The following is a 17,262-nucleotide window of genomic DNA, read 5'->3' as shown; positions in this document are numbered from 1 at the left end:
CCGGGGGTGAAGACGTGTTTGAGAAAATCAGCCAATTCCTTGTTCCGATCGCGGGCAAATTAAACAATAACCGCTACTTGCAAGTCTTACGGGATGCTTTTATGCTGGCGTTTCCGCTGACCATTTTCGGTTCGGTGTTCGTCGTGCTGACGAACCTGCCGTTTTTAAACAAAATCATGAGCAGCTCCGCACTGTCTGTCTTTCAATCCGGATTTGGCGGCGCTTCGACGGCGACGATGGGGATTATGTCCATTTTTATCGTCTTCGGGATCGGCTATTACCTTTCCAAAAGCTACGAAGTGGAGGCCGTATTCGGCGGAGCGATCGCATTGGTTTCTTTTCTGCTGCTCACCCCGTTCGTCTTAGAGCCGGAAACGGGCAAAGCGGTCGCAGGCGTCATTCCGGTTGACCGGCTTGGAGCAAAAGGAATGTTTCTCGGCATGATAACCGCGTTTTTGTCAGGTGAAATCTACAGAAGAATCGTCCAGAGAAACTTAACGATTAAGATGCCTGCCGGTGTTCCTCCGGCTGTTGCTAAATCGTTCGCCGCATTGATTCCGGCTTTTATCACGCTTACCGTCTTCCTCTTGATCAATGCGGCTGTCACCCAGATCTTTCACACCAATCTGCATGATGTCATTTATCATACGGTTCAAGCCCCGCTTGTCGGACTTGGAAGCGGCATCATTCCTACATTAATCGCTGTTTTCTTTATTCAGATTTTATGGTTTTTCGGACTTCACGGACAAATCATTATCAATTCCGTGATGGACCCGATTTGGAATACATTACAGGTCGAAAATTTGGCTGCGTATACAGCGGGAAAAGAGATTCCCCATATTATTTCTAAGCCGTTTATGGAGATTTACACCGTCGGAATGGGCGGAACCGGAATGACATTGGCCATAGTGATCGCCATCTTGCTTTTTATGAAAAGCAAACAGATGAAACAGATATCCAAACTCGGTCTCGCGCCGGGCATTTTCAACGTCAATGAGCCGGTTATTTTCGGTTTGCCGATTGTGATGAACCCGATCATTATCATTCCGTGGGTCATCGCACCGATGGTTGTCACACTTGTCACCTACCTGGCCATGTCGGCGGGGATCGTGCCCCCTCCTACCGGCGTGACCGTGCCTTGGACCGTCCCCCTATTCATTAACGGGATTATGGCGACCAATTCCGTCATGGGCGGCATTATGCAGCTGGTCAACCTCTGTATTGTGTTTGTCATCTGGTTCCCGTTTCTTAAAGCGCTGGACAAATTAAACATGGCAAAGGAAAAAGAAGCTGAGACCGAGAAGCATGCCCGGGATGACAGCATGAGTATGTAATCAAAATCGCAGTAAGGGAGAGAAATCAATTGACTGAATCAAATATTCAATATCGTTTTCCGGAAGGATTCTGGTGGGGGTCTTCCGCCTCCGCCACCCAAACAGAAGGCGCCGCTGACAGAGACGGAAAAAGCCAAAACATATGGGATTACTGGTATGAAAAAGAGCCGAGCCGTTTTTTTAACGGCGTCGGCCCCGGCGACACGTCACGTTTTTACGATCAATACAAGGAGGATATCCGGCTGATGAAAGAAATCGGCCACAACTCCTTCCGGCTGTCTATTTCCTGGTCAAGATTGATTCCGGACGGAACTGGCGAGGTCAATCAGAAAGCGGTCGCGTTTTATCAGGACGTCATCGATGAAATGCTTGCCCATCACATTGAGCCGTTTGTCAATTTGTTTCACTTTGACATGCCGCTCGCCCTTCAGCGTAAGGGGGGATGGGTCAGCCGGAACACCGTTGACGCGTTTGAACATTACGCCAAAACATGCTTTTCGCTATTCGGTGACAAGGTGAAAAAATGGTTCACTCACAACGAGCCGATTGTGCCGATTGAAGGCGGCTACTTATACGACTTTCACTACCCGAATCACGTTAATTTTCAAGAAGCAGTGCAGGCCGGCTTCCATACCCTGCTGTCGAATGCAAGGGCTGTCAAAGCCTACAGAGAATTGAAACAGGACGGACAAATCGGAATCATTCTGAATCTGACGCCTTCTTATCCGAGAAGCTCACATCCTGAAGATCTGAAAGCGTCCCGGATTGCCGACGCCTTTTTCAACCGCTCATTTTTAGATCCCGCCGTAAAGGGCGAATTTCCTGAGGAGCTTGTCGAGATTCTCAAGGCGGAAGGCTTTCTGCCGCATTATGAGAAAGAAGATCTCCGCCTCATTCAGGAGCATACGGTTGACCTCTTAGGCGTGAACTACTACCAGCCGAGGCGCGTCAAGGCAAAAGAACATGTTCCGAATCCGCATGCCCCTTTCCTGCCTGAGCGTTTCTTCGATCCGTATGTCATGCCCGGCCGTAAAATGAACCCTCATCGCGGGTGGGAAATTTACGAAAAAGGAATCTACGACATTCTCACAAATCTCAGAGAACATTACGGAAATATCGAGTGTTTTATTTCTGAGAACGGCATGGGAGTAGAAGGCGAGGAACGCTTCCGCGATGAAAACGGCATCATTCAGGATGATTACAGGATTGAATTTATCCAGGAACATCTGAAATGGGTGCATCGGGCCATCGGAGAAGGTTCAAATGTAAAAGGCTATCACCTGTGGACTTTCATGGACAACTGGTCTTGGACAAACGCTTATAAAAACCGCTACGGCTTTGTATCTGTCAATCTGGAAAACGGGGGCGAACGGACCGTCAAAAAAAGCGGCCGCTGGTTCAAAGCCGTTTCCGATCAAAACGGATTTTAACAGATGAGGAGGGACGGCCATGCTTGGAGGTATTGAAGCCGGCGGCACGAAATTTGTCTGTGCCGCCGGACAAAGAGACGGCACCATTCTGGACAGAGTAGAGTTTCCGACGGGAGAACCGGATGACACACTCAGACAGGTGATCCGTTACTTTAAAGATTTCCCGATAGAAGCCATCGGCATCGGGTCGTTCGGACCGATTGATATCCGTCCCGACAGTCAAACATACGGGCGCATCACCGCGACGCCGAAGACAGCCTGGCGGAACTGCCCTATTCTTCAAACGATCAAAAGCGCTCTGGATATTCCCGCAGGCTTCACCACCGACGTTAATGCGGCGGCGCTTGGAGAAGCTTCTTTCGGCGCGGCCAAAAACGCGGACAGCTGCCTCTATTTGACGGTCGGCACAGGTATCGGCGCGGGCGGCATTATGAACGGCAGATTTGTTCAAGGGCTGTCTCATCCTGAAATGGGCCACATTTATGTCAGAAGACATCCGGACGACGGCTACAAAGGCAATTGCCCGTACCATACAGATTGTCTGGAAGGCCTCGCGGCAGGCCCCGCCATTGAGAAACGCTGGGGGAAAAAAGCAGTTCTGCTCACGGATCAGCAGGAAGTGTGGGAGCTTGAGGGCTATTATATTGCCGAAGCGCTTGTGCAGTATATTCTCATACTTTCGCCGGAAAAGATCATCCTCGGCGGGGGCGTCATGAAGCAGCATCAGCTGTTCTCTTCTATCCGTCAGCACGTGAAAAAACGGCTGAATCAATATATTGATCTGCCCGACATTGAAAACCGCATCGTCCCCCCTCAATTAGGCATTCACTCCGGCGCGGCCGGTTCGCTCGTATTGGCGGAGCGCGCATTAAAGGCGGCAAACCGGGAGGCGGAAAAATGACGAAACTCTTATTTTTGGAACCGGTTTTTAAAGAAAGATTATGGGGCGGGACGAAGCTGCGCGATACATTCGGGTATGAGTTTCCTTCTGAGCGGACGGGAGAGTGCTGGGCGATTTCAGCTCATCCGCACGGCACATCCATCGTGCGGAACGGGCCTTTTTCCGGAACATCATTACACCGTCTCTGGAATGAACACCCTGACCTGTTCGGACATCCGAAAGAAGAAGCCTTTCCCCTGCTCACAAAAATTCTCGACGCAAATATGGACTTATCCGTACAGGTTCATCCGGATGACGTATATGCACATCGGCATGAAAACGGAGAACTCGGAAAAACGGAATGCTGGTACATATTGGACTGCAAAAAAGAGGCGGAGCTCATTTTAGGGCACCGCGCCCAAACGAGAGAAGACTTCGTTCGGCACATTGAACGAAACGAGTGGGATCACCTGCTCCGCCGCATCCCCATTAAGCCCGGCGACTTTTTCTATGTCCCGAGCGGCACACTGCACGCTTTATGTGAAGGTACGCTCGTTCTTGAAATCCAGCAAAGCTCTGATGCCACCTACCGGCTTTACGACTATGACCGGACGGATGGGAACGGGAATAAACGCGAGCTTCATCTTCAGAAAGCAATTGACGTAACAAGTATTCCGCATACCGATGAAAATGTAAAAAGCACAAAGCATCGGATCGGAAATGCTCTTATTACAACACTTGCCGAAACACCTTTCTTTTCAGTTTATCAATGGGATGTGAGCGGGAAAGCATCATTCCCCGCACCCGGCCGTTATTTACTCGCAAGCGTCATTAAAGGACGCGGAGAACTGGATGGATGCCCCATTCACAAAGGCGATCACTTTATCGTGCCGGCGGATTCCGGAGATTTTGTTATAGAAGGAGATTGTGAGGTTATCGTTTCACATCCTTCATCATCTTAAAAATCAGGAGGTCTTTTTTATGCTCAAAAAGTTAGCAGTCTGCCTGTCTATCGTTTTATTACTCTTAGGAGCCGCCAGTCCGATATCGGCTCACACCGTTTATCCCGTAAACCCAAATGCCCAGCAGACGACAAAAGATATCATGAACTGGCTGGCGCACCTGCCCAACCGTTCAGAAAACAGGGTCATGTCCGGTGCGTTCGGCGGGTACAGCGATGTCACTTTTTCAATGACAGAGGAAAACCGCTTGAAAAACGCGACGGGACAGTCTCCCGCCATCTACGGCTGTGACTATGGGAGAGGATGGCTGGAAACAGCGGATATCACCGATACTATCGATTACAGCTGCAACAGCAGCTTGATCTCATACTGGAAAAGCGGCGGCCTCCCTCAGGTCAGCCTGCATCTCGCAAATCCGGCTTTTCCATCCGGAAACTATAAAACGGCCATCTCAAACAGCCAGTACAAAAACATCCTGGACCCTTCAACTGTTGAAGGAAAACGGCTTGAGGCGCTACTCAGCAAAATCGCCGACGGCCTTACTCAGCTGAAAAATCAAGGCGTCACCGTTCTGTTCAGGCCGCTTCACGAAATGAACGGCGAGTGGTTCTGGTGGGGGCTGACAGGCTACAACCAAAAAGACACGGAAAGAATCTCGCTGTACAAAGAGCTTTACAAGAAGATATACCGCTATATGACAGAGACAAGAGGATTGGATAACCTTTTGTGGGTGTATTCGCCGGATGCCAACAGAGACTTTAAAACAGACTTCTACCCAGGCTCATCTTATGTGGATATTACCGGTCTGGACGCTTACTTCACTGATCCGTATGCGATATCAGGCTATGATGAAATGCTGTCTCTGAAAAAACCGTTTGCCTTTGCCGAAACCGGTCCGTCCGGCAATATCGGAAACTTTGATTATGCTGCTTTTATCAATGCGATCAGGCAAAAGTATCCCGAGACCACGTACTTTTTGACATGGGATGAACAATTAAGTCCGGCGGCCAATCAAGGCGCGCAAAGCCTTTATCAAAACAGCTGGACGCTGAACAAGGGCGAAATATGGAACGGCGGGTCCTTGACGCCAATCGCGGAATAACCGCTTCTTTTGAAAATCGGTTTTAAAAAACGGCTCTGCTGGGCATATTGTTACCGTTCAAAAAGGAGGGTTCAACAATGGAAAATAACAAAAACAGCGAAGAAACGCTTTCCAGTAAGACGACCGGTAAAGGCGAGTCAGAAGACACGCTGACAAACCGGCAGGGCCATCCGGTCACTGACAACCAGAATGTCAGGACAGTCGGCAATAGAGGACCGACGACATTGGAGAATTATGATTTTTTGGAGAAAATCAGCCACTTTGACCGCGAACGGATTCCCGAGCGCGTCGTTCACGCGCGCGGCGCCGGCGCACACGGATACTTTGAGGCGTACGGAAGTTTTGGAGACGAGGAGATTTCTAAATACACAAGAGCGAAAGTGTTTCAAAAGAAAGGAACGAAAACTCCGGCGTTTGTGCGGTTTTCTACCGTCAACCACGGAAAGCATTCCCCGGAAACATTGCGTGATCCCCGGGGTTTTGCCGTTAAGCTTTATACCGAAGACGGCAACTGGGATCTGGTCGGCAACAACTTGAAAATCTTTTTTATCCGTGATCCGCTGAAGTTCCCGGATCTTGTGCACGCATTTCAGCCTGATCCCGTTACGAACATTCAGGACGGCGAGCGTATTTTCGACTTCATTTCCCAATCACCCGAAGCGACTCATATGATCACTTTCTTGTTTTCGCCGTGGGGCATCCCGGCCAACTACCGGCAAATGCAGGGCTCAGGCGTACATGCCTACAAATGGGTCAATGAAGAAGGAAAAGCCGTGCTCGTCAAATATCACTTTGAACCGAAACAGGGCATCCGCAACCTGACACAGAAGGAAGCGGAAGAGATTCAGGGGAAAAACTTTAACCATGCGACACAGGATTTGTATGAAGCGATTGAAAAAGGCGATTACCCTGAATGGGAAGTGTATGCGCAAATCATGACTGATGACGAACACCCCGAGCTGGATTTTGATCCGCTTGATCCGACCAAGCTGTGGTATAAAGACGATTTTCCTTGGAAGCCGATCGGTAAATTGGTTCTGAACAAAAACCCGGAAAACTACCATGCCGAGGTGGAACAGGCCTCATTCGGAACGGGCGTGCTTGTGGACGGCCTTGATTTTTCAGATGACAAATTACTTCAGGGGCGGACATTCGCCTATTCAGATACCCAGCGGTACCGGGTCGGTGCAAATTACCTGCAGCTTCCGATCAACTCGCCGAAAAAGCATGTCGCCACCAACCAGGAAGGCGGGCAAATGCAGTATCGGGTCGATCGGGCAGAAGGACAAAACCCGCACGTCAACTATGAGCCGTCCATTATGGGAGGACTCAACGAAGCAAAGCAGGATGGGAAAGACCATACACCTCATGTCGAAGGCGATGTGAAGCGGGAAGCGATCGACCGGTCGAATCATTTCGGCCAAGCCGGAGAAACATACCGCAGATTTTCGGAATTTGAACGGAACGAATTGATCACAAACTTGGTCAATACGCTTTCTTCCTGCCGGAAAGACATTCAGGATCAAATGATTGAGAATTTCACAAAAGCTGATCCGGACTACGGAAAACGTGTTGCGGAAGGGCTGAAAAAGGTTTCCGAAAACAACAGCAACGGGCCGATCGGCACTACTGATACGGAACAGGCTGCAAAGCAGGCTGAACAGGAAAGCCATCCGTCTGATCCGTATTAAGTAAAAAAACAGGACAATCGCGTCCTGTTTTTTTTTGGGCTAATTCAGCTCCTGTATATTCTGCTCCGCCGCGGCCGCAAATACTTTCGGCTCCGGACGTTCAAGATCTTCATGGAATAAACTTACTTTGTGAATCTGCCGGTTGTCGTACAGATGAAAGTAGTAGTTACCGCTGTCACAGCACATGACCGACGTATACTGCGTATAATCAATTTCATTCTCCTCTGTGATCACCGCGCCTTTTGGAATATTCACATTGGACAGCACGTGAAAAGCGGCTGTAACGCCATCCGTTTCATGAGCGGCAGGCTCTAAATGCTCTTTCAGATAAGCAGCTCTGATGAATCGGGATGGCGGCGTGTAATCACCGGGAAGCCCGATCGTTCCAGATCCTTGGCCGAAAGCGGTTAATGTCATTCCGCCCAATGTTTTGCTTTCTGACTGCTGCGGCCTGATTCCGATATAATGGCGCAGATTGGTCACATGCCAAGGAAATTCCGGACTGTTGGTCATCACTCCGGGTTTGTTGTCATATACTTTCATTCCCTCCGGTGTCGGCTCGATGACAATGCAGCCGCCCGTGCGGTCTGATAAAATCCAATGAAGAGGCAGCACCGTATCCAATAACATTAACTTCTTCTCTACAATCGTCAGCATTGAGAGCTTTTCCTTTATGTCTTCAAGAGATTCACAGTTTGATAAGGCCCAGGTGACAAACTCATGAGGAGCGATGTGACAGGTGCCCTCCCGTTCCGCTTTCTCGTATCCCGCAAAGCCCGGAAAATACAGCGTCGCACACGACAGCCCTTTTTCATTTACGCCGTCGGCAAACAGAACATTGCCGAGATTTCTCCCCATGCCGATAAATGCGTATTTCGTCTTATGCATCCTGCCGTCAGCTTCGCTTTTCCAGCTGTACTGACGAGGGTAAAGCACGACGTCCGTACCGAGCTGAAATGCAAAATCCATCGTTCGCGCCAATAGGTGATTACCGTCTGTCGTTTTCAATGTAAGACTTGTACACATATCATCCATCCCCTTTTCATTAATGAAATTTACACAAAGTAAACTATTCTTTCAGCTTAACGAATAATGGCTCCATTCGTCAAAAGATTGACACATTTCTCCTTAATACATATTAGTCCGTAAGCATATCCATGCCTTTTAAACCCTGGCAAATCGCTTTGGCGGCAGTGTTTGTTCCGTTTTCCAAAAAAACTTTTGAACGGCTGTCAGCGAGGCTTTACAATGTTTTTCCTGCATGCTGGAATTTGTAAACGGCAGGTCAATCTGTTAAGCTATGTTTTTATGTTAAAGAAGAACATACGGAGGAGATTATCTATTGAAAGTAGAAAGGCGAACGATTGAACATATTCCGCATGACGAAAGACACGGAAAGGCTAAAGATTTATTCCCCGTCTGGTTCGGGGCTAATATGCATATTACGACGTTAGTCACAGGCACACTGCCCGTTACAATGGGACTCGATCTCTTTTGGAGTATCGCCGCCATTATTATCGGGACCTTTATCGGCGCAATCTTTATGGCGTCTCATTCCGCACAAGGACCTCAGCTCGGAATTCCGCAAATGATTCAAAGCCGCGCGCAGTTCGGCGTGATCGGAGCGATTCTGCCCCTCTTTTTGGTCATGTTTATCTACCTGGGCTTCTTTGCGAGCAGTACGATTCTCGCAGCCGGTACATTGAGCAGCTTTGTACCGATTCCGGCTTCATGGTGTATTATCGGCTTAAGCGCCATCTGTTTTTTACTCACGATCTACGGTCATGATCTGATTCACAAAATGCAGAAAATCCTCTCTTGGACCTCCTTTGCCGTTTTTTTTGCTGCAACGATTCTTATTTTTCAACTGCCGATTCCTTCAGGAAGCTGGGTGCCCGGCTCATTAGATCTGCCTGTTTTTCTAGTGGCGGTCAGCGCGGTGGCCACATGGCAGCTGGCATATGCGCCATATGTCGCAGATTATTCCCGTTATCTGCCGGTCAAAACACCGGCATCGCATACCTTTTGGTACAGCTACGCAGGTACGTCAGTCAGTTCCATCTGGATGATGCTTCTCGGCGCCATTTTGACGACGGCGCTCCCGGAATTTACCGCTAATGCGGGAAATGAGATTGTCCGATTGTTCGGTCCGTTTTCCTTTATTATGCTGATCATCGTCCTGTTCGGACAAATGGCGATCAACGTCTTTAATTTATACGGAGCCTTTATGTCAACCACGACTACTTTGGAGCCGTTTTTAAAACTGAAGGTGACGCCGAAAACGCGAGTGGTAATGATCCTTTGTGTGACGGCAGCGGGTACTGTATTAAGTCTCTTGGGCCAAAGCAATTTCATGGAACTGTTTTTAAATTTCATCTTTTTCATCAGTTATTTCTTAATTCCATGGACGGCGATCAACCTCGTGGATTACTATTTTATCCGACGCGGAAAATACCACGTCAAATCGATGTTTGACGTCAACGGGCAATACGGCAGGGTCAATTGGATTACAGCGGCCGCCTTCGTTTTGTCGATTATATTAGAAATCCCGTTCATCAATACATCCTTTTACATCGGGCCGCTCGCTGAAATATTCGGCGGAGGCGACATTGCCTGGGTCATCGGCCTGGCCGTTCCGTCGCTGCTGTATTATGTCCTGATGAAATCAAGGGTAAAACAAAAAGAGGCGCCTTCCCTATGAAGACGCCTTTTCTTTATTCATATTCCTTCCATACACGCGGCAGCAGTTCAGAAAGTTCGTGCGCCAATAAGGTATGGGCGGAGCGCTCTTTCGTCCATAATTCCGCACATTCGCCGTGGAGGCGGACGGCGTTCAATACGGCATGTTTCGGGTCTTGATGACAGCACAGCATGCCGAGAATCATTCCCGTCAGCGTGTCGCCGGTCCCGCCTTTTGCAAGCGCGCCGTTTCCGGTTGTATTCCTGCGGCATTCCCCGTCGGGAAAAGCGATAATGGTTTCGTTTCCTTTCAGGACAATCGTGGCATGAAGCCGCTCCGCCCATTCCGCGGCATATCCCGCTCTGTTCTGCTGAATCTCTTGAATCGGAAGGCCTGTCATTCTGGAAAATTCGCCGGGATGAGGCGTCAAGATCACGGGGGCTTTCCTCTTTGGATAGGTTCTTTTCGTTATGGCGCCCGCGTCCAGTATGACGGGATAATCGGCAGAAAGCAGCTGATCAGCCGCCTGCTGCACTTCGTCTGTTTGAAGAAGGCCCGGCCCGATGGCAGCGGCCCGGATGGTTTCCCCGGGCTGGCCCGCCGCGGCTTTTTTCCAGCCGTCCCGCCAGTACGTTGCTTCCGGCAGCACCGGGACGATAAGCGGAATGACGCCTGCCGATGTACCGATGACGAGCTTGCCGACACCGCTTCTCATCGCGCCCAATCCGGCCAGAAGGGCGGCTCCCGGCATGTCATCGCTCCCGGCCAGCAATAACGCCGTCCCGAACGTTCCTTTATGGCTGTCTGCCTCCCGTTGCGGCAGCGTATCTTTCACATCCTGTTCCGTCCAATCCATTATATTCATCTCTGTACCTCCTCTTCTGTCTCCTATTTATATTCCAAACAAGAAGAGATTTTAAACCGCACAAAAAAAACAGCCGCTCGTTTGCGGCTGTTTATGTTCTGATCGGAACATCAAGACGGTAAAGCTTCCGGTACCGTTCGTTTTCTGCAAGCAGCTCTTGATGGGTTCCTTCCATTTCTGCTTTTCCATTTTCTAAAAAGACGATTTTATCAGCTGTTTCCACACCCGCTAAATGGTGTGTAATCCAGAGGATCGTTTTCTCTTTAAAGACATCAAAAATCGTATCAAGCAATTCGCGTTCAGTGACCGCATCAAGGCCGACCGTCGGTTCATCAAGGATAATGACCGGCGTGTCTTGGAGCAGAATACGGGCAAGCGCGATCCGCTGCCGTTCCCCGCCTGAGAAACGAATCCCCGTCTCCTGCACGGACGTTTCATATCCGTCAGGCAGTGATTCAATATAATCATGCAGCTTCACTTGCCGCGCCGCACGCTTAACATCTTCATCACTCGCCTTGCCGTTTCCGAGCCGGATATTGTTCATAATGCTCGTGTTAAAGAGATGAGGTTTCTGATTCAAAACGGCCACCGCTGAGGAAATCTGCTCCTGCACGGCCGCAGTTTCCAGCCCGTTCAGCATCACTTTGCCCGAATCGGGAACTAAGGCGCCTTCAATTAAAGCGAGAGAGGTCGACTTACCGGAACCGCTCCTGCCGAGCAACGCCATTTTTTCACCTTGGCGGAGAGTGAAGGAAAAACGGTCAAGCACATGACTGTGCTGATCATAAGAAAACGTCACGTTATCAAATGTAAGTGTCACATCAGATACATCCAGTTTCTCATCCGTCTGCTTCACCTCACGACTTCGCAGCTCCGGAGCCGCCTTACTCATTCTTTTGATGGAATCCTGATAAGAAGGCACTTCCGTCAGCGCATCCGAAAGGGGCAGAAACGCCTCCGTCAATGGAAATACGACAAGCACAAAGGCCGCGATCATCGTGTTGGCGATGCTGCCGTCCGCATACTGACCCGCCGTCCAGAACAGCATGATCAATATGAAGCCGCCGACAAGACATTGCGCGGCGAGATCACGCCATCTTGTAAACCGCTGACGTTTGCTTTCAAGGTCAAACCATGCCTTCTCTTTCTCTTCATAAGAGGAAATAAAGGCCGCCTGGCGTCCCGAAAACATCCAGTCGCTCACGCCGAGCACGGCATCTGTCAGCCGGCTGTAGAGCATATTCCGGCCGCTTTTCAGCCTCATGTTTTTCGCTCTCGTCACAAGAAGCGACACAACCGGAAACAATACAACCAATATAAACAGGTAAATCGCCGCAAAAGCGGCAAACGGCCAGGAAAAAAAGCCGAGTCCGATAACGGAGGCCGCATACAGCAGCAAAGCGGAAACCGCCGGGAAAATCGTTTTTAAAAACGCATCCTGCAAATGCTCAATATCCTCAGCCAAAATGCCGAGCATGTCGCCCGTCCGAAAACGGGATGAAAGCATGAGCGAGGCCGGCTCCAGCATATTGTAAAGCCGCACCCTCATGTCGGACACGATTTTCAAAATGATATGGTGCCCCGTCAGACGCTCGGCGTACCGTGAGACTGAACGGGCAATCCCGAAGGTGCGCACGGCCACAATCGGAACGTACACCAGCAGGATATTCTCAGGCCTTGTCGCCGACTTAGAGATCAAAAAACCGGAAGTGAACATGAGAAAGGCCGCCGAAAAAATCGTCACCGCGCCTAAAAAAATCACAAGAACAAACAAACGGGCATTTTGCTTCATATACGGCAGAATCCATTCTTCTTTTCTCATGTTCTTTCCCCCAGTTGCACCTTTACAAGTTTGGCGTATACGCCTTGTTTCGCCATCAATTCGTCGTGGGTGCCGATTTCCGCCACCGCGCCGTCATCAAGCACGATAATTTCGTCCATCTCAAGCATCCAGTGAAGACGGTGAGTGGCCAGAAAAACAAGTTTGTTTTCAAACAGGTCTTTCATCGTTTCTTTTATTTCATATTCTGTTTCAATATCAAGGTGAGCGGTCGGCTCATCCAAAAGGAGAATCGGCCGGTTTCCTAAAAAGGCTCTGGCCAGCGCGACACGCTGAGCCTGCCCTCCGCTAAGCGCCCGTCCGCCCTCGCCGATCCGGCCGTCAAGGCCGCCGGGCAGATCACGGATCAGTCCGGAAAGACCCGCTGAATCAGCGGCGCGCGCCGTTTCCTCACGGGAAGCATCAGGATGATAAAACCGGATATTATTCAAAAGCGTGTCATCAAAAATGTACGGATGCTGCGGAATATAAAGCAGCTGCTTCTGCCAGCCGTCCGACTGCAGATGCGAGCGGGATTCACCGTTTACCTTGATCTCACCGGACGCAGGCTCTAAAAAGCCGCCCAGCACATCAATGAGTGTCGATTTTCCCGAACCGCTTTCCCCGATAATTCCGATTTTCTTCTTCCCTTTAAAGGACAGATGAAATTCAGACATCGATTCTCGGACGGACAAACGCGTAAGCTGTAATTCATCCCCGTCAGTCCACGTATCAAGTTCGAGCGGCTTTTCTTCTTTAAAACCGGGCTGCGCCAAAATCGTTTGAATGGTTTTCCCCGCCTCCTGCCCGTTTAACGTCGCGTGGTAATCATTTCCCACTTCGCGGACCGGGAGAAAATATTCAGGCGCGAGAATGAGCGCGGTCAGTGCCGGCCCGAGCAGAATTTGTCCGTCTATCAGCCGCAAGCCGAGAAACACCGCCACTGTCGCCACCGACAGCATCGTAAAGAAATCCAGGGCGAATGATGATAAAAACGCGACCCGGAGCGTGCTCATCGTCGCCTTACGGTATCTCTCACTGACATGAAAGATGTTTTTACTGTGTGATTTGCTTAATCCTAAAAACCGCAATGTCTCCAGTCCGCGAAGCGAATCCACGAAATGATTGGAAAGCGTCTGATAGGACTTCCATTGGCGATCGGCTTTTTTCTGTGCGACAAGTCCGAGCAGAATCATAAATACAATCAAAATCGGAAGCGCAAGAATCAGAATCAATGCCGATGTTTTATCCTGAAAAAACACGTAAATAACAACGGCCGCCGGTACAATCGCCATGCTGACCATTTTCGGCAGAAACAGCTCTAAATAACGGCGGAACTGGCTGATGCCTTCCATCGCCAGCGTCACCATCCGGCCCGTCCCCTCTTTTTTCGCAAAGCGGGGGCCGAGACGGAACAATTGCTCAAGAAATCTTTTTCTTAAGTCTGCGCCGGTTTGCGCGGCATATTGGTACACGATTTTCTGCCGGACCGTTGTCACCGCATGCCGGACCAAAAACGCAAGCAGGAAAAAGCCGATAACCGGATAAAGAGAAGCAATCCGCTTCCCGTTAAATAATCCGGTTACCGCCTGGCTCAGCCATTCCGCCTGCAAGATGATGGCGGCCGTTTGTATAATCGTTAATCCCGTAATGATCGCAAGAATCCGCTTCATTCCTTTATAAAGAAACAGGTCTTTTCCCATTAATAAGTCATAGGCTCCTTATGGCTGACGCGTTTCCGGAAGACATAATAGCTCCAGATCTGACTGCCGATAACAAACGGCAGCAGAGTCAGTGCGACAATTGTCATGACCTTAAGTGAATAATCACCGGAAGACGCGTTAGCTACTGTTAAGTCATACGCGCTTTTCAGCGAGCTGACCATGACGCGCGGGAACAGAGAGATAAAAATCATCGCAACTGTCAAAGCAAGACCCGCGCCGGTCATACCGAATGCCCAGCCGTCTTTTTTCTTGCTCATGAACACAACGGCAAGAACGTTGCAGATGACAATCAGCACGAATACCGGAATCGTGATGTTTGCCCGGCGTGTAAACATATCCGTATCGTATGCAGACATCGCAAAGAAAGCAAGTACAACAAGAAAGATAACACCGATTACGCGTTTTGCCATTTTTCTCGCACGCTCTTGTAAATCACCGATCGTGCGCAGGGTGATAAACATTAAACCGTGCAGGAATGAAAGAAGGGTGACGGCTGCTCCGCCAAGAACGGAATACACGTTCACAATATCTGAAAAACCTGCGTGAATGTTCATATGTCCGTCAATCGGCACACCGCGGAACAAGCTTGTGAAAATAAGTCCGAATACAAATGGCGGGATAAGGCTGCCGAAGAAAATCACCCAGTCCCATGTTTTGACCCATTTCAGATTATTCACTTGGCCGCGGAATTCAAATGCCACGCCGCGCCCCATCAAGGCAAGAAGAATGATGATAAACGGAATGTAATATCCGCTCAGCATCGTCGCATACCAGTTCGGGAATGCCGCGAAGATCGCTCCCGTACCTGTGATAAGCCACACCTCATTCGCATCCCAGAACGGGCCGATGGTGTTAACCAGCACTCTGCGTTCTAATTCATTATGGCCAAGAAATCGGGTCGAAATGCCGACACCGAAATCAAAACCCTCTAAAAAGAAAAATCCGACAAACAAAACTGAAACGAGTATAAACCAAAGATCATGAAGTGACCCCATGGTAGACCTCCTGACTGAACGGATCCGTTGATACAGGAACATCCTTATGATCATCATGGTCCGCACCTTTTTTAATTTCACGAACGAATAGGAAAACAAGCAGAGCGCCTAAAATCAAGTACATGACGCCGAAGCTGATAATTGAAAACAGCAGAGATCCCGTCGTTACGTTAGGAGAAACGGATTGTGCGGTCGTCAATTGTCCCATGACCGTCCACGGCTGGCGGCCGATTTCAGTCATAATCCAACCGGCAGAGTTCGCAATGAATGGGAATGCGATCAGTGCGATCATGCCCCGTAAATACCACTTGCTTGTATGAAGCTTTTTGCGGCGGTTCAGAATAAAGCCGGCAATCGCGGCAAAAATCATAAGCGCGCCCGCGCCCGCCATAATGCGGAAACTCCAGAACGTCGTTTTAACAGGCGGGATATAGTCGCCTTTTCCGTACGTTTTTTCGTATTCTTTTTGAAGTGTTTTCATCCCTTTCACACTGCCGCTGAACTTCTGGTAAGCCAAGTAGCTGAGTGCGTAAGGAATTGAAATTTCTGATGTGTTTTTTTCTTTATTCGTATCAATATTCGCAAAAGCCGTCCACGCGGCAGGATCACCGCTGTCATCCCAAAGCGCTTCACTGGCAGCCATTTTCATCGGCTGCGATTCCATTAAATGCTCAGCCTGCATATGTCCGCTGAACGCAACGCCGATACCGGCGATCAGACCGACAATCATCGAAAGCTTGAAAGATTTATGGAAGAAAGGCACTTCTTTTTTCTTCAATAATTTAAATGCGCTGACACCGGCGATAAAGAAAGCACCCGTCGCAAGCGCCCCGAAAATGACGTGAGGGAATTCAACCCAAAGCTGAGGATTTGTCAAAAGCGCCCCGAAATCATTCATTTCCGCGCGGCCGTTTTTAATCGCAAAGCCGACCGGCTCCTGCATGAATGAGTTTGCCGTCAAAATCCAGAAAGATGACATAATCGTTCCGAAGGACACAAGCCAAATGCAAAGCAAATGCACTTTTTTAGATAAACGGTCCCAGCCGAAAATCCATAATCCGATAAAAATAGACTCCATAAAAAACGCCAAAAGCGCTTCAACCGCAAGCGGAGCTCCAAATACGTCTCCGACAAAACGGGAATAATCAGACCAGTTCAGACCGAACTGGAATTCCTGAAGAATCCCTGTGACGACGCCGACAGCAAAGTTAATTAAAAAGAGATGCCCCCAAAATTTAGCCATTTTGAGATAGGTCTCTTGTTTTTTGACAACATAAAGCGTCTCCATCAAAGCAACCATAAACACAAGCCCGATAGACAAAGGCACAAACAAGAAGTGAAACAATGTTGTAGATGCAAATTGAATGCGGGCTAATACCAACTCACTCATGATGTTTTTCCTCCAATCTGGTAAATTGCTCAACATTTCACAAACATAACGAGATCATTGCTCGGTATTTCACAAAAAATGATATATTTGCTCAATGTTTCACAAATTCGTCAAAACTATTGAAATATCAGCCTGTACACCCTGGGGGACAGCGGCTGTCATAGAAATGATTCAATATCATTACTTTACAACGATTCAGCCTAAAAAAAAAGATCAATATACCTAAAATCAGGCTGAAATTGTGACCGATTATTGTCGGATTTGTAGAGATTTTATGTCAGCGCTTAGGATATTTGTCCCTTTGATATCGTACCTCTTTTTTATTCGTGTGGCGAACAAAATGCTTTTCTCGGCGAAAAAGCCCGCCAAATCGCCATTTTGAGAAAGAAA

Annotated in this window: 13 protein-coding genes; 7 read left to right on the top strand and 6 right to left on the bottom strand. The window is 49.0% G+C overall.

Annotated elements, in window-relative coordinates; genetic code table 11:
• The first annotated feature begins 14 nt into the window (after positions 1-14).
• From celB to katX, 6 genes are all read left to right on the top strand, one after another.
• Positions 15-1,334 (top strand): PTS cellobiose transporter subunit IIC, encoded by a 1,320-nt coding sequence (gene celB, locus CXL14_RS04590; protein ID WP_014419222.1) that lies wholly within the window; start codon positions 15-17, stop codon positions 1,332-1,334.
• 29 nt (positions 1,335-1,363) lie between these two features.
• Positions 1,364-2,764 (top strand): glycoside hydrolase family 1 protein, encoded by a 1,401-nt coding sequence (locus CXL14_RS04585; protein ID WP_014419223.1) that lies wholly within the window; start codon positions 1,364-1,366, stop codon positions 2,762-2,764.
• A gap of 19 nt (positions 2,765-2,783) precedes the next feature.
• Positions 2,784-3,665, top strand: coding sequence for an ROK family protein (locus tag CXL14_RS04580; protein WP_014419224.1), 882 nt, complete (start codon positions 2,784-2,786; stop codon positions 3,663-3,665).
• Positions 3,662-4,606: a mannose-6-phosphate isomerase, class I gene (gene manA / locus CXL14_RS04575; protein ID WP_014419225.1), complete on the top strand. Its 945-nt coding sequence runs from the start codon at positions 3,662-3,664 to the stop codon at positions 4,604-4,606. Before CXL14_RS04580 ends, manA begins: the two co-directional genes overlap by 4 nt.
• Before the next feature lie 19 nt (positions 4,607-4,625).
• Positions 4,626-5,708: a glycosyl hydrolase gene (locus CXL14_RS04570; protein WP_014419226.1), complete on the top strand. Its 1,083-nt coding sequence runs from the start codon at positions 4,626-4,628 to the stop codon at positions 5,706-5,708.
• Between the two features lie 77 nt (positions 5,709-5,785).
• Positions 5,786-7,399, top strand: a complete 1,614-nt coding sequence (gene katX / locus CXL14_RS04565; RefSeq protein ID WP_014419227.1) for a catalase KatX — start codon at positions 5,786-5,788, stop codon at positions 7,397-7,399.
• 39 nt (positions 7,400-7,438) lie between these two features.
• On the opposite strand, the gene CXL14_RS04560 is transcribed toward katX, so the two are convergent.
• A complete protein-coding gene (locus tag CXL14_RS04560) occupies positions 7,439-8,425 on the bottom strand; it encodes a choloylglycine hydrolase family protein (RefSeq protein WP_014419228.1) in 987 nt (328 codons plus the stop codon).
• 316 nt (positions 8,426-8,741) lie between these two features.
• Between CXL14_RS04560 and CXL14_RS04555 the strand changes: the two genes are divergently transcribed.
• A complete protein-coding gene (locus CXL14_RS04555) occupies positions 8,742-10,100 on the top strand; it encodes a purine-cytosine permease family protein (protein ID WP_014419229.1) in 1,359 nt (452 codons plus the stop codon).
• Positions 10,101-10,113: 13 nt separating this feature from the next.
• Here the strand turns inward: CXL14_RS04555 and CXL14_RS04550 are convergent, their stop codons facing one another.
• The 5 genes from CXL14_RS04550 to CXL14_RS04530 all read right to left on the bottom strand — a co-directional run bounded on the left by CXL14_RS04550 (position 10,114) and on the right by CXL14_RS04530 (position 16,872).
• Positions 10,114-10,944 (bottom strand): NAD(P)H-hydrate dehydratase, encoded by an 831-nt coding sequence (locus CXL14_RS04550; RefSeq protein ID WP_014419230.1) that lies wholly within the window; start codon positions 10,942-10,944, stop codon positions 10,114-10,116.
• 91 nt (positions 10,945-11,035) lie between these two features.
• Positions 11,036-12,766 (bottom strand): thiol reductant ABC exporter subunit CydC, encoded by a 1,731-nt coding sequence (gene cydC, locus CXL14_RS04545; protein ID WP_014419231.1) that lies wholly within the window; start codon positions 12,764-12,766, stop codon positions 11,036-11,038.
• A complete protein-coding gene (cydD, locus tag CXL14_RS04540; RefSeq protein WP_014419232.1) occupies positions 12,763-14,466 on the bottom strand; it encodes a thiol reductant ABC exporter subunit CydD in 1,704 nt (567 codons plus the stop codon). Before cydD ends, cydC begins: the two co-directional genes overlap by 4 nt.
• The gene (gene cydB / locus CXL14_RS04535) at positions 14,466-15,482 is read right to left on the bottom strand and encodes a cytochrome d ubiquinol oxidase subunit II (RefSeq protein ID WP_014722010.1); all 1,017 of its coding nucleotides are present in this window, start codon (positions 15,480-15,482) and stop codon (positions 14,466-14,468) included. The genes cydD and cydB overlap by 1 nt, the downstream gene beginning before the upstream one ends.
• Complete coding sequence (locus CXL14_RS04530) at positions 15,466-16,872, bottom strand: cytochrome ubiquinol oxidase subunit I (RefSeq protein ID WP_007614697.1); 1,407 nt, start codon at positions 16,870-16,872, stop codon at positions 15,466-15,468. Before CXL14_RS04530 ends, cydB begins: the two co-directional genes overlap by 17 nt.
• Positions 16,873-17,262: the final 390 nt, after the last annotated feature.

This window comes from Bacillus sp. SJ-10, assembly GCF_002843505.1.
GTDB classification, from domain to species: Bacteria; Bacillota; Bacilli; order Bacillales; family Bacillaceae; genus Bacillus; species Bacillus velezensis.
This window is presented reverse-complemented; position numbering and strand designations above follow the sequence as displayed.